Origin of the sequence: Defluviicoccus vanus, from assembly GCF_014672695.1 — a bacterium.
Lineage (GTDB): Bacteria > Pseudomonadota > Alphaproteobacteria > Rhodospirillales > Defluviicoccaceae > Defluviicoccus > Defluviicoccus vanus.
Map to the genome: position 1 here is coordinate 3,740,859 of NZ_CP053923.1, position 20,674 is coordinate 3,761,532.

Annotated in this window: 16 protein-coding genes, 1 pseudogene and 1 riboswitch; of the genes and pseudogenes, 10 read left to right on the top strand and 7 right to left on the bottom strand. The window is 63.6% G+C overall.

Going from position 1 to position 20,674, the window contains the following annotated elements; translation table 11 throughout:
• The first annotated feature begins 34 nt into the window (after positions 1 to 34).
• Positions 35 to 736: a transposase gene (locus HQ394_RS21325; RefSeq protein WP_407644705.1), complete on the top strand. Its 702-nt coding sequence runs from the start codon at positions 35 to 37 to the stop codon at positions 734 to 736.
• On the opposite strand, the gene HQ394_RS20855 is transcribed toward HQ394_RS21325, so the two are convergent.
• Positions 733 to 906, bottom strand: coding sequence for a hypothetical protein (locus tag HQ394_RS20855; protein ID WP_190261216.1), 174 nt, complete (start codon positions 904 to 906; stop codon positions 733 to 735). The two genes, HQ394_RS21325 and HQ394_RS20855, sit on opposite strands and share 4 nt — an antisense overlap.
• A gap of 245 nt (positions 907 to 1,151) precedes the next feature.
• Positions 1,152 to 2,132, bottom strand: coding sequence for a ligase-associated DNA damage response exonuclease (locus HQ394_RS17055; RefSeq protein ID WP_223291679.1), 981 nt, complete (start codon positions 2,130 to 2,132; stop codon positions 1,152 to 1,154).
• A gap of 31 nt (positions 2,133 to 2,163) precedes the next feature.
• Here HQ394_RS17055 and HQ394_RS17060 point away from each other — a divergent pair, with 31 nt between their 5' ends.
• On the top strand, positions 2,164 to 2,457 hold the full coding sequence (locus HQ394_RS17060) for a hypothetical protein (RefSeq protein WP_190263426.1): 294 nt from the start codon (positions 2,164 to 2,166) through the stop codon (positions 2,455 to 2,457).
• A 165-nt stretch (positions 2,458 to 2,622) separates the two neighbouring features.
• Here the strand turns inward: HQ394_RS17060 and HQ394_RS17065 are convergent, their stop codons facing one another.
• The gene (locus HQ394_RS17065) at positions 2,623 to 3,849 is read right to left on the bottom strand and encodes a 6-phosphofructokinase (RefSeq protein WP_190261218.1); all 1,227 of its coding nucleotides are present in this window, start codon (positions 3,847 to 3,849) and stop codon (positions 2,623 to 2,625) included.
• Positions 3,850 to 4,266: 417 nt separating this feature from the next.
• Here HQ394_RS17065 and HQ394_RS17070 point away from each other — a divergent pair, with 417 nt between their 5' ends.
• Positions 4,267 to 5,766, top strand: coding sequence for an alkaline phosphatase family protein (locus tag HQ394_RS17070; protein ID WP_190261219.1), 1,500 nt, complete (start codon positions 4,267 to 4,269; stop codon positions 5,764 to 5,766).
• Between the two features lie 104 nt (positions 5,767 to 5,870).
• Complete coding sequence (locus HQ394_RS17075) at positions 5,871 to 6,908, top strand: hypothetical protein (protein ID WP_190261220.1); 1,038 nt, start codon at positions 5,871 to 5,873, stop codon at positions 6,906 to 6,908.
• A gap of 116 nt (positions 6,909 to 7,024) precedes the next feature.
• On the opposite strand, the gene thiC is transcribed toward HQ394_RS17075, so the two are convergent.
• On the bottom strand, positions 7,025 to 8,854 hold the full coding sequence (gene thiC / locus HQ394_RS17080) for a phosphomethylpyrimidine synthase ThiC (RefSeq protein WP_190261221.1): 1,830 nt from the start codon (positions 8,852 to 8,854) through the stop codon (positions 7,025 to 7,027).
• Between the two features lie 102 nt (positions 8,855 to 8,956).
• Positions 8,957 to 9,061, bottom strand: a riboswitch (TPP riboswitch).
• Positions 9,062 to 9,207: 146 nt separating this feature from the next.
• Here thiC and HQ394_RS17085 point away from each other — a divergent pair.
• From HQ394_RS17085 to HQ394_RS17100, 3 genes are all read left to right on the top strand, one after another.
• Positions 9,208 to 9,861: a CDP-alcohol phosphatidyltransferase family protein gene (locus HQ394_RS17085; protein WP_223291680.1), complete on the top strand. Its 654-nt coding sequence runs from the start codon at positions 9,208 to 9,210 to the stop codon at positions 9,859 to 9,861.
• Positions 9,858 to 11,495, top strand: coding sequence for a phosphatidate cytidylyltransferase (locus HQ394_RS20235; RefSeq protein ID WP_223291681.1), 1,638 nt, complete (start codon positions 9,858 to 9,860; stop codon positions 11,493 to 11,495). Before HQ394_RS17085 ends, HQ394_RS20235 begins: the two co-directional genes overlap by 4 nt.
• A gap of 898 nt (positions 11,496 to 12,393) precedes the next feature.
• A complete protein-coding gene (locus HQ394_RS17100) occupies positions 12,394 to 13,554 on the top strand; it encodes an IS110 family RNA-guided transposase (RefSeq protein WP_223291682.1) in 1,161 nt (386 codons plus the stop codon).
• Positions 13,555 to 13,583: 29 nt separating this feature from the next.
• Here the strand turns inward: HQ394_RS17100 and HQ394_RS17105 are convergent, their stop codons facing one another.
• The 3 genes from HQ394_RS17105 to HQ394_RS17115 all read right to left on the bottom strand — a co-directional run bounded on the left by HQ394_RS17105 (position 13,584) and on the right by HQ394_RS17115 (position 17,018).
• Positions 13,584 to 14,714: an IS4 family transposase gene (locus HQ394_RS17105; protein ID WP_190260604.1), complete on the bottom strand. Its 1,131-nt coding sequence runs from the start codon at positions 14,712 to 14,714 to the stop codon at positions 13,584 to 13,586.
• 955 nt (positions 14,715 to 15,669) lie between these two features.
• A complete protein-coding gene (locus tag HQ394_RS17110) occupies positions 15,670 to 15,837 on the bottom strand; it encodes a hypothetical protein (protein ID WP_190260090.1) in 168 nt (55 codons plus the stop codon).
• A complete protein-coding gene (locus HQ394_RS17115) occupies positions 15,834 to 17,018 on the bottom strand; it encodes an IS701 family transposase (RefSeq protein ID WP_190260091.1) in 1,185 nt (394 codons plus the stop codon). The genes HQ394_RS17110 and HQ394_RS17115 overlap by 4 nt, the downstream gene beginning before the upstream one ends.
• A 558-nt stretch (positions 17,019 to 17,576) precedes the next feature.
• Here HQ394_RS17115 and HQ394_RS17120 point away from each other — a divergent pair.
• The 3 genes and pseudogenes from HQ394_RS17120 to istB form a co-directional block, all read left to right on the top strand.
• Positions 17,577 to 17,890: pseudogene (locus HQ394_RS17120) on the top strand (transposase); the annotation flags it as partial.
• A 314-nt stretch (positions 17,891 to 18,204) separates the two neighbouring features.
• Positions 18,205 to 19,683 carry an IS21 family transposase gene (gene istA / locus HQ394_RS17130; protein WP_407644756.1) on the top strand — a complete coding sequence of 493 codons (1,479 nt, stop codon included), beginning with the start codon at positions 18,205 to 18,207 and terminating at the stop codon, positions 19,681 to 19,683.
• Positions 19,680 to 20,612: an IS21-like element helper ATPase IstB gene (gene istB, locus HQ394_RS17135; protein ID WP_317628952.1), complete on the top strand. Its 933-nt coding sequence runs from the start codon at positions 19,680 to 19,682 to the stop codon at positions 20,610 to 20,612. The genes istA and istB overlap by 4 nt, the downstream gene beginning before the upstream one ends.
• The last annotated feature ends 62 nt before the right edge of the window (positions 20,613 to 20,674 follow it).

The following is a 20,674-nucleotide window of genomic DNA, read 5'->3' on the forward strand; positions in this document are numbered from 1 at the left end:
AACTGGCGGGCCAGCGCAACGCCATCGAGGATGCGTGTCTCGGCCGCCTTGCCGGGGTGCTGCCGGCGGCGACGATCCTCGCCGACCGCGGCTTCGGCGACCGCAAACTATTCGATTATCTGACGAAATTGGGCTTCGCCTATGTCATCCGGTTCCGCGGCGACATCCGCGTCGACGCCGCCGACGGAGAAAGCCGGGCGGCGGCCGAGCGGGTCGGCAAGGGCGGCCGGGCGCGCCATCTGCGCGGCGCCTCGGTCACTGCCGCCGCGCAACCGGTCGGCGCCGTCGTCTGTGTGTCCACGCCAAGGCGATGAAGGAGCCCTGGTGTTTGGCGACGAGCAAGGCAGACGCATCGGCCCGCGAAATCGTCAACCTCTACGCCAGACGCTGGACCATCGAGCCCAGCTTCCGCGACACCAAGGATCTGCGCTTCGGCATGGGGCTCGGCGCCGTGCGCATCGGCGATCCGCAGCGCCGCGACCGCCTGCTCCTGCTCAACGCCTTCGCCGTGCTGTTCCTCACCCTGCTCGGCGAGGCCGGCGAAGCGCTCGGCATGGACCGCCACCTCAAGGTCAACACCGCCAAACGCCGAACCCATTCCCTGTTCCGCCAGGGCTGCATGCTCTACGACCTCATCCCGGCCATGCCCGAACCCCGCCTCCGGCCGTTGATCGAAAGGTTCCTCGAAATGCTAAAAAACAAACCAATCACCGCCCAACTGACGAACATAGCTTAAATGAGGGGATTGATGAGGTCCCAGCGAATGTGCTGCACCCGCGGGAACCGCATGGCGATACCGGACTTGTGGCGTGGCGAGATTTGTACCGCATCGAAGGCAGTCTCCGGGACCAGACCGGGGGTGACGGCACGGACCGGCCCGAAAGGCCCGGCCGTATTCTCCCGCATCCGGCAGTCAGCTGCATCAGCTCTGCATCGCTGAAGCCATAGTACGCCTTGTCCACGGGGACCGGCTTTGCCTCGTTCGTTGCGGTCCGGCGCCAGCAGCCGAAGGTGCCGTCGGAATAGAAGGACGAGCGTTTGCCGTGGCCGCGCTGGGCATACGTCAGAACGCAGTCGGCGACGAGGCTGCGGATCAACGCTGGCTTGGTGTGAGCAAACCGCAGGTTGTTGAGCAAGGTGTCTGAATGCCCTCACTCGCCGTCCTCCGCGTAACCGGCGAGGGAGAGGGCGCCGGCGCGGAAGCCGTGGCCACGGGCATGATGGACCAGCGCCTCCTCGCCCCCGTGGGTGACGAGAACCGAGGGAGCCGCCACATCGTCCAGCGTCTGAGTCAGTTCGATCCAGTCGGCGTGGTCGGAGATTACTAGAGGTAACTCGACGCCGTGCTGCCTGGCCCGCTGACGGATCAGCATCCAGCCCGAGGCTAGGCCGATGACCGGTTCGGGAAAGCCGCGCGACCAGCGATCGGCGATCGCCGACGGCGGGCAGAGGACGATCTCGCCCGCCATATGCCGGCGCGCACCGCCGGTTGCTGGCAGCAGCGGCCCGAGTTCAATGCCATGGCGCGCATAGACGCTGCACAGGGCGGCAAGCGCGCCGTGCAGATAGATGGGGCGCTCATAGCCGGTGCGGCGAACGAGGGCGATCAGCCGCTGGCACTTGCCGAGAGCGTAGACCCCGATCAGATGCGCCCGATCGGGAAAAAGCTGCAGTGAGGCAAGGAGGCGATCGATCTCCTCTGCGTCCGGCGGATGACGAAACACCGGCAGGCCGAAGGTGGCCTCGGTGATGAAGAGATCGCAGGCGACCGGCTCGAAGGGCGGGCAGGTGGGATCGTCGCAGCGCTTGAAGTCGCCTGAGACGACGACACGGATGCCGGCGCACTCGATGCGCACCTGGGCGCTGCCGAGGATGTGGCCGGCCGGATGCAACGACACCGTTACCCCGTCGATCCTGATCGCCTCACCGTAGGCCAGGGGCTGCAGGGTATGGCCGGCGGCGTCGCCGTAGCGGGCGCGCATGATGGCGAGCGTCGGCGGCGTTGCCAGCACCGTGCGGTGACCCGGCCGAGCATGGTCGCCGTGGCCGTGGGTGATCACCGCCCGGTTCACCGGCCGGTGGGGATCTACGTAGAAGCGGCCGGGTTCGCACCACAGTCCCTTTTCGGTCATCGCGAGCCAAGGCGGCAGCGGCGGAGCAGCGGTGGGCGAAGGGGTTGGCGACGTTGGCAGTGGCATGCAGCAGGGTTCCGGCGGGTGGCAGATGTCCGCAACCGGCACACCTTCAACTCCCTGCTTCAAAATGAACGCCTTCTGCGCGTCTGAAAACTTCGATGCCTTCATCGTCTTCCGCTCTTCCCGGCCAAGGGATGTCGCCGCGGAAAACTCTAACCACAAAGGATCCAGTCTGCGGGGTTCACATCACTTCTTCGATGTGGCAACGATCTTTGGCGTCGATGCAAAACGACGGGCGATGACTACACATAATGACAATTGACGACAGATCCGCTCTGGCGATGCCGATAATCGCCTGTTTTCAGGCGCCTGCTGCGCTCAGAGCGGCCACTCAGTGGCAGCTAAGCCGTCGCCAAGCGGCAGGATCGCTGCAGGTAGGCGGACGCGCCCGAGGCGAGAGCGCGTCCGGACAGCTTGTGGCGATCGGCTAGGGATTGAGGATTTTCGCGACCTTGTTAAGGCGCAGACGCGAAATTTCCGGCATGCCCGAGCCGAGCAACGGGCGTAGGTAGAGGAGGAACTGGTCGGTGACGTTGTGGCCGTTGGCGGCGATAAACTCGTCCGGCATCACCTTGGTCTTGGCGGCGATATCCTGCAGCTGGCTCAAGCGGTACTCCACCGAATAGAAGCCGGTGCGGTGGATGGTGACCGAGCCAGAGTGGTTGCCGTTGTGATCGCCGAAGTGGGCGTATTGCACCGCCTTCTCGCCCACTTCCCGTGCCTCGCGTGCGTCCACATCGGACACGCAGCCGAGGAAGGAGCGCTGCAGGTAACCGAAGGTATCGCCGCGGACGCGCTTGATGTTGGTGTTGCTCTTGATGTAGTCGGTAAGCAGGTCGGCAAGCGCACCAGTGCCGGAAAGCTGAACGTTGCCGTGGGCGTCGCGCTCAACCTGCTGGGCCAGCTTTGTTGCGATCAACTCGCCGGAGGCGTCATGGATGCCTTCGGAGGCGGCAACGATACAGCGGCCGTACTTGTTGTAGACCTCCTGCACGTCCTTGGCGAACTGCTCGAGGCTGAACGGCCGTTCCGGCATGTAGATCAGGTGCGGGCCGTCATCTTCATACTTGCGGCCGAGCGCCGAGGCAGCGGTGAGGAAGCNCGCGTGCCGCCCCATGACCACGGCGACATAGACGCCCGGCAGGGCGCGGTTGTCGAGATTGGCGCCGGCGAAGGCCAGGGCAACGAAGCGTGCCGCCGAGGNGAAGCCCGGGGTATGGTCGTTGATCACCAGGTCGTTGTCGATGGTCTTCGGCACATGGACGCAGACCAGCGGATAGTCGGCGGCGCGGGCCTGATCGTGCAGGATGCGCGCGGTATCGGAGGAGTCGTTGCCGCCGATGTAGAAGAAGGTCTCGATGCCGTGGGCGCGTAGGACCTTGAAGATCTCGGCACAGTACTTCTCGTCGGGTTTATCGCGGGTGGAGCCGAGTGCCGAGGTCGGCGTATTACCAACCATTTCCAGGTTATGGGTCGTCTCGCGTGTCAGGTCGATGAATTCTTCGTTGATGATGCCACGCACACCGTGATAGGCGCCATAGACGCGGTCTACGCCCGGTATCTTGCGGGATTCAATGACGCAGCCTACCATAGACTCGTTGATCACCGCGGTCGGACCGCCGCCTTGGGCGACCAGGACTTTCCCGTCCAACATGACCTGTTGCCTCCACTCACTCAAGATTAAAGGATAATTGGCTTTTTGATGATTGCGGGCCGCCGAATAGGGGGTGTCCTCTAAAGCGGCGCGGCGCGCACGGTAACATGCACCACCAACCCGAGGAAGGGCAAAAGCCGCGCGCCAGGGCTTCGCGGAGGCTCGGGCTGCTCCAATGCCTTACGCCGTCATCGCCACATCCCAAGGTCCCCAAGTGAGGAGGTGGCCGGAATGTTGCTCTGCAGCACTAGCCTTCTCATGCCGCCCGGGTTAGATTGCGCCTGAATTCGTAGGGGCATTCGTAGCACTCTGCGGGGTGGATGCGGAGTTATTTGGCTACGCGCGAGATTGTGGCGAGTTATGCAAAAACCAAAGCATCATGGAGCGACGATGTCAGGAAGGATATTCTTCGTAGCGATGGATTCGGGGGACAACGTTCTACTTGAGCGCTGGATGGACGAGGGGAGCCTGCCGAATCTTGCTCGCATTCGTACAGAGGCGGCGGTTGCCATTGTCAAGTCACCGCCCGAACTGGGCAATGGCGAGATGTGGGTCAACCTTGCCACCGGCGTCAATATGGGGCGCCACGGGATCAACTACATTATCCAACTCCAGCCCGGTAGCTATCGTCTGGCGACCGTCGACGACGACACCGTCTGCAAAGTACCCTCAGTGTGGCGGAGAATAAGCGACGCCGGCAAACACTGCGTTGTCGTGGATATGTACCGCTCGCCGCTGAACACGCAGTTCAACGGCGTCGAGATTATCGACTGGTTATCGCACTTCCGTATGCTTAAGCCGCGGAGCACGCCGGCGAACGCGATTGAAGATATCAGCCGCCGCTTTGGTACCGATCCCTTTGAAGGGAGTGCCGACCGATGGCAGCTGCAGCATCAAGACTTCCCGCTCATGATCAAGCTTTATCTTGAGCGCATCGAGGCGAAAACGCGCGCGATCGAGTATTTGATGCAGAAGGAGCCGTGGGACCTGTTGATGGTCACCTACGCGGATATTCACGACGTCTGCCATCTGGGCTGGCATCTGCACGACCGAGAGTCGGCGGATTTTGATCAGGCTCTCGCCAGCCAGCTTGGCGATCCGGTCAAACGTATCTACGAGGTCGTTGATCAGGCTATCGGCCGCCTCATCAGTTCGCTGAAGCCGGATGATACCGTCGTGTTCTACGGCGGGCTGGGTTTCCAGAGTCTGTATAGCGTTGGCAAGGTATTCGAGGAAATCATTGGCCGCTTGCACAATGGAACCACCGCGGCATCGCCGCCGGACCAGCGTTCGACATTGGCGCGCAAAATTAATACGTTCCGTCCTTCGATCCTGCGAAAAATTCTGCCTACATCGGTGCAGCATAAACTGGGCCGCACCTTCTTCAAGGTCAGTGATGCCGTTGCCGCCGATGTGCGCCGCAACAGTCGTTTTTTCGCGGTCCCATGCAAGGCCATNGCGGGCGCAGTTCGCGTTAACCTGATGGGTCGCGACCCGGAGGGCAAGGTGCCACCAGAGCAATATACGTCCGTACTCGATGAAATCGAGAGCGGGTTCGTCGATATCATCAACGAGGAAACCGGCAAGCCTGTGGTGACCCGGGTGGTCCGTACCCACGATCATTACGATGGTCCGCATATTAATGATCTGCCCGACATGTTTATCGTCTGGGATCGCAGTGCGCCGATCCGTGTTCTCACGTCGCCGAAGATCGGTTCGGTGCAAATTAACACTCATGCCGTCCGCACCGGCGATCACACCTCGCTCTCCTATCTGATGATGAAGGGGCCGGGACTGGCTGCCGGGCGGCTTGACGGTTTCGTCCGGCCGGAGGATGTGGGCGCGACGCTCATGTCACTTGCGGGGTGCGATCCAACAGGCCTCGACGGGCGTCCGCTTGCAGCGGCGGCTTCATGACAATTCGTCACAAGTAGCCAAGGACGTGCTGCTCTTAGCTAGGTTTCTTTAATGGTAGCGCGCATAAATTCCCAATAAATCCCCATATTTGACTGTAGAATACCATGCCGAGTAATTCTCCAGCCGACAATCCATTGGACTCAACATCGTCTGCCCCTTCGCTGGTGATTGGAGCGGCGTTTACGCTTGATGATAGCCAGGCGCCCAACCTGAAAACCATGAGTAGGCGGAACGTATATTGGCAAAACATCGCGGTGATGATGGCGACGGCACGCATGTTCGCTCCGGCGGGTGCCGAGCTTATCGTATTTTCGACCGATCCACCCACCAAAGAAGCCGCACCCATTCTTGCGGCGGTCGATGCCAATATCGTCGATACCCCGTTTCAGTACCGCCCGCCGAAAAACTTCTATCACGCGTTTAATGGCGCGTTTTATCTTCTCGACGCAATGAACTGGTGTGCGGCCAACCGCGCGAAGAATTGTGACTATCTGTTTCTGGATCCCGATTGCGTGATGACCGGGGACATCAACGCAATGCAGGCGACCCTGCGTACGTCCGATATCATTGCTTACGAACTTCCCTATCGGCGGGATTGGCGGAATAGCGGTCTTTTGCACGATGATCTCTGTGCGCTCTGCCGGGAGTTTTCCGGTCGGGCCGATACATCGGGCGTCAAGCAGTATGGCGGCGAACTGTATGCCTTCAACGCCACCGGTCTCCAACAGCTGACCTCCGCTCTGCCGGAGGTCTGGGAAGCCAATCTGGCGCGGTTTGCCGCAGGCAAAGCCAAGTTTAACACCGAGGAGCACCTGATCAGTTACCTGTTCTGGCGCGATGCACCGCGGATCTATGATGCCAAGGGTCGCTTTGTGAAGCGATTTTGGACTGGCACGCGTTATCGCAACTACCGAAAGGGCGAGGAGGCCCTGCCGGTGTGGCATTTGCCGGCCGAAAAGGACCGCGGCATACCGCGCATTTTCAAGGACATCGAGACGCAGAAATTTGGGCTCACCTCAACGGACAGAGAAAAGACCAAGCGTTACCTGGCTTCATCTCTTGGTCTGCAAGGCGACTGGAGCCGTGAGATCTGTTTTCGCTTCCTCTCCATGATGGGCAAGTCCTGGCAAGGATTGCCCTAATTGCCGACGATCGGTCGAGGGTGCGTTCGACCCTGAGGCGGGTTTGCAGCTGACACCAACGGCCGAGGGCGTAGAATGCTCTCGGCCGTTGGCGCTGCGCCTTGTCCGCCGCTTGGTCACTCGGCCGCTTGCCCGCGTTCGATGTAGACTTCGCTGCCGAGTTCGCGGAATTTCTCACTCATCTCCTGCATGCCGGCTTCCGCTTCGGCGCTCTGCGCCGCGTCGCGGATGTCCTGGCTGATGCGCATCGAGCAGAACTTCGGTCCGCACATGGAACAGAAGTGTGCGGTCTTGTGCGCCTCCTTCGGCAGCGTCTCGTCGTGGAAGGCGCGTGCGGTCTCCGGGTCCATCGCCAGGTTGAACTGGTCCTCCCAGCGGAATTCGAACCGCGCCCGCGATAGCGCATCGTCCCAAGCGCGGGCACCCGGATGGCCCTTGGCGATGTCGGCGGCGTGGGCGGCGATCTTGTAGGCGATCACGCCTTGCTTGACATCCTCGCGGTCGGGCAGGCCAAGGTGCTCCTTCGGCGTGACGTAACAGAGCATGGCGGTGCCGAACCAGCCGATCATCGCCGCGCCAATGGCGCTGGTGATGTGGTCGTAGCCGGGGGCAACGTCGGTGGTCAGCGGGCCGAGGGTGTAGAACGGCGCTTCGCCGCACACCGCGAGCTGCTTTTCGACGTTCACCTTGATCTTGTGCATCGGCACGTGGCCGGGACCCTCGATCATCACCTGCACGTCGTGCTTCCAGGCGATCTGGGTCAACTCGCCCAAGGTTTCCAGTTCCGCGAACTGGGCGGCGTCGTTGGCATCGGCGAGCGAGCCCGGGCGCAGGCCGTCGCCGAGCGAGAAGCTGACGTCGTAGGCACGGAGGATCTCGCAGATTTCCTCGAAGTGGGTGTAAAGGAAGTTCTCCTTGTGGTGGGCGAGGCACCACTTGGCGAGGATCGAGCCGCCGCGCGAGACGATGCCGGTCGTCCGCCGGGCAGTCAGCGGGATGTAGGCAAGGCGCACGCCGGCGTGGACGGTGAAGTAATCGACGCCCTGTTCGCACTGCTCGATCAGCGTGTCGCGATAGACCTCCCAGGTGAGTTCCTCGGCAATACCGTCCACCTTCTCCAGCGCCTGATAGATCGGCACGGTGCCGATCGGCACCGGACTGTTGCGGATGATCCAGTCGCGGATGTTGTGGATGTTACGCCCGGTCGACAGGTCCATGACCGTATCGCCGCCCCAGCGGATCGACCAGACCATCTTTTCAACCTCTTCGGCGACCGAGGAGGTCACCGCCGAGTTGCCGATGTTGGCGTTGATCTTCACCAGGAAATTGCGGCCGATGATCATCGGCTCGAGTTCGCCGTGGTTGATGTTCGCCGGAATAATGGCGCGGCCGCGCGCGACCTCGTCGCGGACGAACTCGGGCGTTACCACGTCGGGGATCTCGGCGCCGAAGTCCTCGCCGTCGCGGCTGACCGCCTTCAATGCGTCGCGGCGCATCATCTCGCGGATGGCGATGTATTCCATCTCTGGGGTGATGATGCCGCGCCGGGCATAGGCGAGCTGGGTGACTGCGGCGCCGTTCTTCGCCCGCAGTGGCTGGCGCTGTTCCGGGAACGGTGGCACCAGCCGCTCATCGCTGACGTTGCCGTTATCCACCGCCTGGACCGGCCGACCGGCATAGGTTTCGACGTCACCACGGGCGCGCACCCAGGCGTCGCGCGGCCGCTCGAGGCCGGAGAAGATGTCGATCGAGGCATTCGGGTCGGTGTAGGGGCCGGAGGGATCGTAGAGCATCACCGGCGGCTCGCCGGCGGAGGGATGGAGATCCACCGCGCGCATCGGCACCCGCAGGTCCGGGTTCCGATCCCCCTCGACATAGACCTTGCGGGAACCGGGGATGGAACCGGTGGTGACGGTGAAACGGTCGAGCGGTTGGTGGACGGTCAATGGGTCTTCCTCCGTGGGCGAGCGGCCATCGTGCAGGCCACTGACGAACTGGTCGACGCGGACGTCCGGCGTGAAGGCTGATTCCCTGGAAAAGGACCACTGCGTCTGGCCCTGTCCGCATCCCTCCGCCGGTGCAAGCCGGATCAGGTTCAAAGGGTTGTCGGCGTGACGCCGATCTCAGCCCCTTGGGGCCCCCTTCGGACGATTTTTTAAATGTTATGCATTCGCAGGCCGGCGTCAATGGGCAGGGACGGGGATTCGACCGGCAAAGCGCAAGGTTGGCAATTGCCTAAGCCGCTGCCGATGGCGATGATCAGCATGGCATGCCCGAAGAAGATGCCCGATCGTGATCGTTGAGCAGGGGAGAAGCGGTGCCACTCGACATCAATGACACCGGCGCCCGGCGGCCGCTCGCCAGTCGCTCGACCGGTTGGGCGCGCTGGCTGGCCAGCCGTCTGGCAGCATCGCCGATCACGCCTAACCAGATCTCTGTCGCCTCGCTGGCGGTGGCGGCGGTGGGCGGAGCGCTGATCGCGTGCGGCGGCAGTTGGCTCGCCTGGCTGCTGGCGGCACTCTGCGTCCAGCTGCGGCTGCTCTGCAACCTTCTCGACGGCATGGTGGCGGTTGAAGGCGGCAAGGCAACGGCAACCGGGCCACTCTTCAACGAACTGCCCGACCGCATCGCCGACAGCCTGCTGCTGGTTCCCGTGGGCTATGCTGCCGGGGCGCCATGGCTCGGTTGGGCCGCTGCCTTGCTGGCGGCGCTAACCGCCTACATCCGCGTTCTTGGCGGCTCGCTGGGCTTGGCGCAGAGCTTCGCGGGGGTGATGGCGAAGCAGCGGCGCATGGCGGTGCTGACCGCCGGCCTGGTCGCCCAGGCGATCGAGACTTGGTTTGGCGACACGCGGTACTGCCTGTTGGTCGTCGGCATTGCCATTGTCGCCGGTAGCCTCGCTACTTGTATGACGCGGACGGCGGCGATCGCCCGCCAGTTGACGGCACGATGACCGCGGCCGTTCGCGCCCTGCTAATCGGCTTGGTGCGGCTGCTCGTCGGCGCCTACGCCCGCTGGCAGGGCTGCGCCCCGGAGGCGCGCCAGCGGATCTACTTCGCCAATCATGCCAGCCACCTGGACACGCTGGTGATCTTTGCCGCCTTGCCGGCGGAGTTGCGGCGGCGCACCCATCCGGTGGCGGCGCTCGACTACTGGGGGCGTTCGCGCTGGCGGCGCTTTCTTGCCGTCGAGTGCCTGGGGGCAGTTCTCGTCGACCGCTCGCCACGGCCGAGCGGCGATCCGCTCGCGCCGCTGGCCGACGTGCTGGCTCGCGGCGAGTCGCTGCTGTTGTTTCCCGAGGGCACNCGCGGCGCGGGCGAGATCGCAACGTTTCGCAGCGGCCTGTTCCATCTCGTGCGGCGATTCCCCGCCGCCGAGCCGGTGCCGGTCTATCTGGAAAACTCGTACCGCATCCTGCCCAAGGGCTCGCCGCTGATCGTGCCGCTGATCTGCACCCTGCGCTTTGGCGCACCGTGCCCGCTGCAGCCGGACGAGACCAAGGCGGTGTTTCTCGGCCGGGCGCGGGCGGCGTTGGCGGCGTTGGCGACGGGTGAGCAGGTTGAAGCGGCGGCGCCGGCGCCGTCGCTNGACGGAGGAACGATAGCGATGATGCGCGAACCGTGGTTCTTCTGGCTGGTGGCGGCGGTGCTCGGCCTGCTCGCGGTGTTCAGCATCGCCGGCTGGCTGCTCTCACGCCGGACGTTGACCGACGGCCAGCGCGCGGTGGTGCGTAATCTCAATGCACGGGTGCGCTCGTGGTGGCTGATGATCGCGCTGTTCGCCGCGGCGCTGGTCCTCGGGCCGGTGGTCACCCTGGTGCTGTTCGGCCTGTTGTCTTTCATGGCGCTGCGCGAATTCCTGTCGCTGACACCGACCCGCATCGGCGATCACCGCTCGCTGTTTCTCTGCTTCTTTCTCTTTCTGCCGCTGCAGTATGTGCTGATCGGCATCGGCTGGTATGGCCTGTTTGCCATTCTGATCCCGGTCTACGCCTTCCTCGTCCTGCCGTCGCTGGCGGCGGTCGCCGGCGATACCGGCGACTTCCTCTCCCGCTGTGCCAAGGTGCAATGGGCGCTGATGCTGGCGGTCTACACCATCAGCCATGCACCGGCGCTGTTGATGCTGCAGATCGAGGGCTATCGGCTGCCGCCGGCGATGCTGCTGCTCTATCTGATGATCGTCGTGCAGATGAGCGACGTCTTCCAGTACGTCTTCGGCAAGCTGTTCGGCCGCACCCGGCTCGCGCCCAGCGTCAGCCCGTCGAAGACGGTGGAGGGGCTGGCCGGCGGCGGCCTGACGGCGATCGCCATCGGCACCGGGCTCTTCGTCATCACCCCGTTCACCCCGGGGCAGGCGGCGGCGATGAGCACGCTGATCGTCGTCTTCGGCTTCCTCGGCGGCTTCACCCTGTCGGCGATCAAGCGCGACCTCGGCGCCAGNGACTGGGGGCGGATGATCGAGGGTCACGGCGGCGTCCTCGACCGCCTCGANCTCCCTCAGCTTCGCCGCCCCGGTGTTTTTCCACTTCACCCGCTACTGGTTCACTTGAGGCGTGCCGCGGCTTCTCCCGATCACTATCGCGCCTGAGCCGGCTGCTTCGATCCCCGCGCCGGGTTCCGATGCGGTTCGCGTCCGTTTCGGGAGCGGTTCACAGGCGGGTCATTTGTCCATAACTGCCTGATGACAAAGGAAACAGCAGCACGATCGAGGTAAAACTGTCGTCATTTGTCGTCATTTGTCGTCATTTGTATCGAAAGGCCAGTATATGGCGTCAGGTCCTGGGGTGTTGTTACGAAAGATGGATTTATAATATTGTTGGCCTAGGATTTGAAAACAACCTATGCATGGCAACTCGGAGTGTTGATGTCCGATTTTCTGGGCATCTTCAGCTGCCCAGGCCGGTGCGCAGTGTCCGCTCGCCGCCGATCACGCCTGGTCGGCATCGTACGATCCGGCCCTGGACGTGCGTCCTGAGCAGGCATTGACGTGCTTGTTCAACGATCGTGACGGTCAGTTTGACGCAGCGATGCCGCATGAAGCTCGCTCAAAGTGGACCAGCGACGAAGGATGTCTGCACAGCCTCGATAGCGATCCTCCCAACGTCGGTTAAATCCCATTCGCGGCCGTTCGTGATCGCTGGAGCCGGTGTCCGCTGTGCTCCGCATTGAGACTGGGGTAGGGCAGGTCTAAAGCGAAGCGTGACCTGCCGAATGCGAATGTGCCGCTTCACTCATTCGGCAGGTCACGCTTCGCTTTAGACCTGCCCTTGTATCTTGCCGGGCATGAGGCGTAGCTGGCCTCATGGTGGACCGGGTGAGCATGGACCTGCCCTTGGACTGCGAGTCCGATGCGTAGATTGTGCCCCCGGTCCACACCTTCGACCTCTTTGAGGCTGGACGGTATCGAGGACGCAGCACCATGCTGCAAGTCCGTATCCACAAGGTCAGTCGGTCGGGAGGTCGCCGCAACGACGACGGAGGTTCGGATGCAGGTGATCGGGGTCGACGTCAGCAAGGAAAAGCTGCACTGCGCCTGGCTTCGGGATGCCGTCCGCCGGCAATCGCGGCCGAAATCCGTCGCCAACACCGCCGACGGACATGCGGCGTTGCTTGCCTGGATGACGCGGGTCACCGGTGCCGCGGCGGCGGACGTGCATATCATCATCGAGGCGACCGGCGTTTATCACGAGGCGGCGGCCACCTTCCTGCATGACGCCGGCTGTCGTGTCTCGGTGGTCAACCCCTTGCAAGTCAAGCGCTTCGCCGAGAGCCTGGGCGTCCGGACAAAGACCGACCGGCACGACGGCCTGATCCTCGCCCTGTTCGGCGATGCCCTGCAGCCGCCCGCCTGGGCGCCGCCGCCGGCCGACGTCCGCCAGCTCAAGGCGCTGCTCGGTCGGCTTGCCGCCCTCGAACAGGACCACGCCCGTGAACTCAACCGGCTGGAGACGGCGCGCGCCGAGCCGGCCCCCGACGCGGTGCTCGTCTCGCTGCAGACGATGCTGGACGCACTGGCGGCGGAGATCGGCCGGCTGCGCCAACAGGTCGACGACCATCTCGACAGTCATCCGCAGCTGAAAGAGCAACGTGTGCTGCTGGAAAGCATCCCCGGCATTGGCGGTAAGCTGTCGTTGTGGTTTTTGACCCTGTTCTGTGGTCGAAGCTTCGCTTCTGCTCGTCAGGCAGCGGCATTCCTTGGCCTCGTGCCGGTCGAATTCCAGTCCGGATCGAGCGTTCTCAAACGGCCGCGACTGTCGAAGGCAGGCGATGCCCGCTGGCGGGCCAGGCTGTTCCTGCCGGCGATGGTCGCCACACGCTGCAACCCGCTCGTCCGCTCTCAGTATCAGCGCCTCCTCGCTGCCGGCAAATCCAAGATGAGCGCCCTCGGCGCGGCGATGCGAAAGCTCGTCCACATCGCCTTTGGCGTCCTCAAGCACAACACACCGTTCAATNNCCCAACATCGCCACTTGATGCTGAAGACGGTATCTACAAAATTACCCGGGCTACGCGCTTGCCGTTCCAACGAATGCTTCGAGCGCAGCAAACGGGCGATCCCGGAGTTCATTCGGGCTACGGCTTGCCTGGTTCCAAAGTCTTAGCCTTTATTCGCAGGAATGGGCGCATCATTGGGTCAACGAAGCGATAATGGCTTCTGTCCCTCATCAATCCCCTCATTTAAGCTATGTTCGTCAGTTGGGCGGTGATTGGTTTGTTTTTTAGCATTTCGAGGAACCTTTCGATCAACGGCCGGAGGCGGGGTTCGGGCATGGCCGGGATGAGGTCGTAGAGCATGCAGCCCTGGCGGAACAGGGAATGGGTTCGGCGTTTGGCGGTGTTGACCTTGAGGTGGCGGTCCATGCCGAGCGCTTCGCCGGCCTCGCCGAGCAGGGTGAGGAACAGCACGGCGAAGGCGTTGAGCAGGAGCAGGCGGTCGCGGCGCTGCGGATCGCCGATGCGCACGGCGCCGAGCCCCATGCCGAAGCGCAGATCCTTGGTGTCGCGGAAGCTGGGCTCGATGGTCCAGCGTCTGGCGTAGAGGTTGACGATTTCGCGGGCCGATGCGTCTGCCTTGCTCGTCGCCAAACACCAGGGCTCCTTCATCGCCTTGGCGTGGACACAGACGACGGCGCCGACCGGTTGCGCGGCGGCAGTGACCGAGGCGCCGCGCAGATGGCGCGCCCGGCCGCCCTTGCCGACCCACTCGGCCGCCGCCCGGCTTTCTCCGTCGGCGGCGTCGACGCGGATGTCGCCGCGGAACCGGATGACATAGGCGAAGCCCAATTTCGTCAGATAATCGAACAGTTTGCGGTCGCCGAAGCCGCGGTCGGCGAGGATCGTCGCCGTCGTCCCCGCCGGCAACACCCCGGCAAGGCGGCCGAGACACGCATCCTCGATGGCGTTGCGCTGGCCCGCCAGTTCCGCCTTCAGCATCGTCAGCCACAACAGCGGCGTCGCCCGGCCGTGCCCGGTCACCAGATTGAGCGCCAGCGTCGCCTGCCCGTCGGCGTCGAAATCGGTCCAGTCCATGGCGACGACGATTTCCTTGCGGCCGCCAACCGCCTCCGGAACCCATTGCCCGAACATCTCCCAGACGGAGACGCCGGCGTTGCTCAGCAGCCTGTCGACCTGTTTGACCGCATGCTTGGTCAGCAATCCCCGCGCCTGCGCCAACGCATGGCCGATCATCGAAACCGCCAGCGACGCACCGGTCATCACCCCCAGCGTGCCGTTGGCCAGCGACGCGATCCGTTTGGCGTGAACATGCCCCGCGAAAACCCCATCAAGAAACCGACGAACGTCGGTCAAACGAAACTCAGGACGCGCTACCCCGTTCACTTCCCCACCCCAACCCTCGAAACCTTCCTCTCACCCTGCATAACCGACCGCCGCCGCAAAGCTCATCCGTAGCAACCCATTGATCCGTATCAAAACTCAAAATGAGGGGATTCCTGAGGGTCGAAGGTTACACGGCAGCGAGCGTGACGCGCACATTCAAGAACGCAACCAGCAGTAGCTGTTGCAGATGCGCACATCTTGCACGTTTCCTCCCTTTGGCGAACCCCTATTCATGCGGCTGGAAATAATCAGCCCATGGGGCGCTCCTTTTATAGAAATATAACAATAACACAATTTGGGCAGTTGCTTCAAGGGGCGCCATTGGTGGAGGCACCCCCACGGGGCCCTGCCAAACCACTTCGGTGAGTTGGGCTGGAATTGCTATCCGCGAACGGCGAATGCGGCATGATCATGAGACCGTGGCCTACGGGTGGATGGCAGGGCCATTTCTGGCAACAACCGATCCCTAGCCGACGTTCCTGATCTGGCTTTTGTGTCGAAAGGGACGGGTCGGTCGGTGTCGATCTCAGGGGTAAAGCAGACGCGACCGAACCACTCGGCCAATTCCGCTCGTGGCGATCTTCGTTGATGACTGCGAACGGCCTACCAGTCTCGCCAGGCTGACTGGCTACCGATGTCGGTCCGTCGCCACACACTCCGCGAAGTTCCCGCACAAGCTCACCTGCCGTGAGGTTTCTGCGGTTGATCGGCCCTGCCGCAATCCTTCTCCCGTTCGGCCGTGCCCCGGAGAGGCTCGCACGGGCGCGCAGGGGGCGCGCGCTGCGGCGGCCGTCAAGGCACAAGGCCTCCGCTCCTGACGGAGCGGCCCAGACGGGTGACGGCCCCCTCATCCGGCGCGCGCTCAAGAGGCGCCCGTTCGCGAGCCCCACCAGGGGGCCGCGCCAGATGAAGGGAGACCCTAGTACTACAGTTGCGTTTCTAGTCGTTTCTTGCGGTGACTGCTGGCGGCTGTCGTTTGGTGGCTGCGGCGCCATCGTGAGCAGGCCCAGACGAAGGCGGGATGGGTTTTCGCCCGGAACAGGATCCTTTCGAGCATGTGGCGGATTTCCGGCGTGGCGAGCGGGACGGTCATGCGGCCGCGGCGGCCGGACTCGTTTTGTCCCGTTTATCGAAGGCGATCCGGCGCTGGTCGGCCGACAATTTGGCGAGGAAGGCGGCGGCAGCGAGGACCAGGCTCATGTGGCGATGCCATCCGTGCCAGGAGCGCGCCTCGCAGTGATCGAGGCCGAGGTCGTCCTTCGCCCGCAGGAAGCACTCCTCGATCGTCCAGCGGAGGCCTGCGGCAGCGGCAAGCTCGGGCAGGGACGTGCCTTGCCGGGCATAGGCAAGGTAATAGGCGAGTGCTTGCGCATCACGCCGGCTGCGGCGGATGAGCAGCCAGCGCTCGAAACCGTCATCCGTCGACCATCCGAGCGGCAGCCTTGCCCAGTCGTAGAGCCTTGGACCCTTCGCCCCCTCGCCGGCGGTCAGCGACGACCACGCATCGTCCGCCAGCGTGTCCAGCATGGTGGCAGGGTCGGTCTGGACGAGGGTCCCGTCCTCGAGGAAGCGAAGGGTGTGGTTGGAGCGTACGGCAAGGACATAAGGCTGGCCGCGGCCCTCGAGCAGGTGCCGGAGTTGACTGTCCGAGCCGTAGAGCGCATCGGCGAGAACCCAGGCGCAAGGCGGGCCGGCGTCGAGCGTCCGCTCGATCATCTCCCGCGCCATCGCCGGCTTGGTCTTGAATTCGACGTCGTCCGGCACGGCGGCCGTCCGGCGGCGCGTCGCATCGTCCGCCCAGTCTTTCGGCAGGTACAGCTGCCGGTCGATGAGCGCGTGGCCCCAGCGGCTGGCGTAGGCGACGAAAACGCCGACCTGGCAGTTCTCGATCCGGCCGGCGGTGCCCGAGTACTGACGGCCGACACCCACCGAGTGCCGGCCCTTCTTCAGGAAACCGGTCTCATCGACAACGAGCACGCCGCCCGGATCACCCAGCGCGTTCGTCACGTACCCGCGCACCAGATCGCGAAGCTGGTCTGCCGACCATGAACTGCGTCCGAGCAGTGACTGGAGGCGATAGGGTGCCTCGAGGCCCGCCTGTTCGGCCAGCATCCAGCCGGTCTTGCGCGATGCCGCCGAGAACAGCCCGTCGATGAACATCCCGGCCGAACGGCGCGTCTCCGCCCGCCCCAGCGCCGGCGCGATCACCCGCCTCAACCCCTCGAGCTCCGCCTTCCAATCAACAAGCGTGCCCGCCCATTCCGCCACACCCATCCGTCGCCCTCCCACAGCCGCAGGCAACGGAACCATATTAGAGGATAAAATGCAACTGTAGTAGTAGGTTGGCGCATCTTTCACAAGGCCAATTCACCAATGCGGAACGATTTCGCATATGGGGCGCCGCCCTGATTTGGGCGAACTTACCTAATGCGTCCATAAGTTGTAGTAAAATTTAGAGTATTTTCACCATAACGTGCAATTCTGTGTGGGTGGACGGAAAAATGGTTCCGTCGCTTTACAGGAGAACACGAAGATGAAGAATGCCTCCCGCCTTCGGATTGCGGTCATTGCCCTCGCTGTCGCGAGTGTCGGCTTCGTATCAACGCTTCCCGCCGAGGCCGCGCTCACGCCTACCGCCGTGTTGCATCCCTCGCAGAAGGCTGCCCAGTCAGCGACTGTTCATGGCGCCGCGCAGGCGGGACAGTTTATGAACGTTTGGGTCGTTGCGGCGCGAATGGTTACGCCCAGCGGCTCAATTAAGACGGTACGGAAACCGTAGGAGTGAACCGCGCCGGGTTTCCCGGAGGCTCCAGATCTTGAGAGAATGGAGCCATGGAAACGAAGAAGACCTCAGCGAGATACTCACCTGAAGTGCGTGCGCGGGCCGTGCGGATGGTACTGGACCACCAAGCCGATCACCCTTCGCAATGGGCCGCGATCGGGTCGATTGCATCGAAGATCAGCTGCACGCCGGAGACCCTGCGTGGCTGGGTTCGCCAGTCCGAGCGGGATCAGGCGCTGCGTCCTGGTCCGACGAGCGAGGAGCGGGAGCGGATCAAGGCGTTGGAGCTTGAAGTTCGAGAGCTCAGGCAGGCGAACGAAATTCTGCGCAAGGCGTCGGCTTATTTTGCCCAGGCGGAGCTCGACTGTGTATGGCGGTGACAAATTAGGCCACGTAGCGGCGGCGATTGGTGCGGCCGCGCCGGAGTAAAATCTGGCCAGTGGTTAGGCGGTCTCTTTTTGTGGGGGGCGGCCGGGGATGTTTGCCGTGGAAGTCTACGCCGCCGTTCGGCATTTCGTTTTCATCGAGGGCAACAGCCGGCGTGAGGCGGCCCGGGTGTTCGGGCTGAGCCGTGAGACGGTTTCGAAGATGTGCCGGTTCTCGTTGCCGCCCGGCTACACGCGAACGAAGCCGGTGAAGAAGCCGAAGCTCGGGCTGAGCCGTGAGACGGTTTCGAAGATGTGCCGGTTCTCGTTGCCGCCCGGCTACACGCGAACGAAGCCGGTGAAGAAGCCGAAGCTCGGGCTGAGCCGTGAGACGGTTTCGAAGATGTGCCGGTTCTCGTTGCCGCCCGGCTACACGCGAACGAAGCCGGTGAAGAAGCCGAAGCTCGGGGTGCTGCTGCCGGTGATCGACGCCATCCTCGAGGCCGACAGGACGGCGCCTTCGAAGCAGCGGCATTCGGCCAAGCGGATCTTCGAGCGACTGCGCGACGAGCACGGTTATGCCGGCGGTCTGACGGTGGTGAGGGACTACGTCCGNGGTTGCTCGGGGAGATTGCGGGAGACCTTCGTGCCGCTGGCTCATCCGTCCGGTCATGCGCAGGTCGACTTTGGCGAGGCGATCGGCGTGATCGGCGGCGTCCGGCAGAAGATCCACTTCTTCTGCATGGACCTGCCGCAATCGGATACTCCTTTCGTGAAGGCCTATCCGGCGGAGACGACGGAAGCCTTCCTCGACGGGCATGTGTCGGCATTCGCCTTCTTTGGCGGCGTGCCGTTGTCGGTGCTTTACGACAACACGACGCTCGCGGTGGCGAAGATCTGCGGCGACGGCAGGCGGGAGCGCACCCGGGCCTTTACGGAACTGCAGAGCCATTACCTGTTCCAGGATCGCTTCGGCCGTCCCGGCAAGGGCAACGACAAGGGCAAGGTCGAGGGGCTGGTGAAGTATGCTCGATCGAACTTCCTGACGCCGATCCCCCAGGCGGCAAGCTTCGACGATCTCAATGCCATGCTGGAAGATCGCTGCCGGCAGCGACGAGGCGAACGCGCCGGTCGCCACGGCGAAACCATCGGCGAGCGTCTCGTCGCCGACCTCGAAGCCTTCCGGGATTTGCCGGCGGTGCCATTGGAGCCGAGCGAGAAGCGGGCGGCCCGTGTCTCATCGACCGCCCTGGTCCGCTACCGCGGCAACGACTACTCGGTACCGACGGCATACGGCTTCCGGGATGTTGTGGTGAAGGGCTTCGTCGACGAGGTGGTGATCCTTTGTGCCGGCGAGGCGATCGCCCGGCATCGTCGCTGCTATGGCACGGGCACCTTCGTATTCGAGCCGCTGCACTATCTGGCGCTGATCGAGACGAAGCCGAATGCCCTCGACCAGGCGGCGGCGCTGAAAGACTGGGATCTGCCGGAGGCGTTCCAGCACCTGCGCCATCTCCTCGAGGCGCGCATGGGCAACCGCGGCAGGCGGGAGTTCATCCAGGTGCTGCGGCTGATGGAGGCGATCCCGATGGAGATGGTGGCGAGCGCGGTCAGCGAAGCGATCCGGCTCGGCGTCATCGGCTTTGATGCGGTCAAGCAGATTGCTCTGGCGCGCGTCGAGCGGCGGCCGGCCCGGCTCGACCTGACGGCCTATCCACATCTGCCGAAAATGGACGTCAGGATGACGGCGGCGGCTGACTACGCCGTTCTCGTTCCCGGGACAACGGCATGACCGGCAAGGCGGGCGCTGATGCGATGCCGGCGGGAACGACAAGCGGCACACCGCAGGTTCTGCTGGCGCATCACCTCAAGCAGTTGAAGCTGCCGACCGTTCTGCGGGAATACGACAAGATCGCCCGCGAATGCGCACGCGACGGCGTCGATCATCCCCGCTATCTGCTGCGCCTGGTGGAACTCGCACTGATCGACCGAGAACGCCGAATGGTCGAGCGGCGGATCAAGGCAGCACGCTTCCCGGCGGTCAAAAGCCTCGACACCTTCGACTTCACCGCGATTCCCAGCCTCAACAAGATGCTGGTGCTCGAGCTGGCCCGCTGCGAGTTCATCCTGCGCCGGGAGAACGTCATCGCGCTCGGCAACAGTGGCACCGGCAAGACCCATGTCGGGCTCGCCCTCGCTCTTGCCGCCTGCCAGAAGGGGTTCACCGTCGCCTTCACCACCGCAGCCGCCCTCGTGCACCAGTTGATGGAGGCGCGTGACGAGCGCCGCTTGCTGAAGCTGCAACGCGATCTCCAGTCGGTGATGTTGCTCATCGTCGACGAACTCGGTTACCTGCCGCTGTCGCCGACCGGGGCGGAACTTCTGTTCGAGGTGTTCTCCCAGCGCTACGAGCGCGGCTCGACCCTCGTCACCTCCAATCTGCCGTTCGAGGACTGGACCTCGGTGCTGGGATCGGAACGGCTCACCGGCGCGCTGCTCGACCGCCTGACCCACCACGTCCATATCCTCACCATGAACGGCGACAGCTACCGGTTGAAGCAATCCGCCGGACGTCGTCGTCCCCCACCGCAGCCGATCGGGCGGAGCAAAACCAGACCACCGCCGAGACCGTCGATCCCGAGACCGGCAAAACCAGCAAGCCCTGATCCCCGAGGCAAAGCCGACGCACGGCAAGGGGCCCGATCGGGCCCCTTGCCGTGATTGCACCGCTCTCGCCCAAATGGCCTGCTTTTACTCCGACACCGTGGCCCGGAATTGCTCCG

Coding starts and splice junctions, on each gene's coding strand:
- HQ394_RS20855 (WP_190261216.1), bottom strand. CDS start 906: ATGCGGGAGAATACGGCCGGGCCTTTCGGGCCGGTCCGTGCCGTCACC.
- HQ394_RS17055 (WP_223291679.1), bottom strand. CDS start 2,132: ATGACCGAAAAGGGACTGTGGTGCGAACCCGGCCGCTTCTACGTAGAT.
- HQ394_RS17075 (WP_190261220.1), top strand. CDS start 5,871: ATGCCGAGTAATTCTCCAGCCGACAATCCATTGGACTCAACATCGTCT.
- HQ394_RS17110 (WP_190260090.1), bottom strand. CDS start 15,837: ATGACCGTCCCGCTCGCCACGCCGGAAATCCGCCACATGCTCGAAAGG.
- HQ394_RS17115 (WP_190260091.1), bottom strand. CDS start 17,018: ATGGGTGTGGCGGAATGGGCGGGCACGCTTGTTGATTGGAAGGCGGAG.
- istB (WP_317628952.1), top strand. CDS start 19,680: ATGACCGGCAAGGCGGGCGCTGATGCGATGCCGGCGGGAACGACAAGC.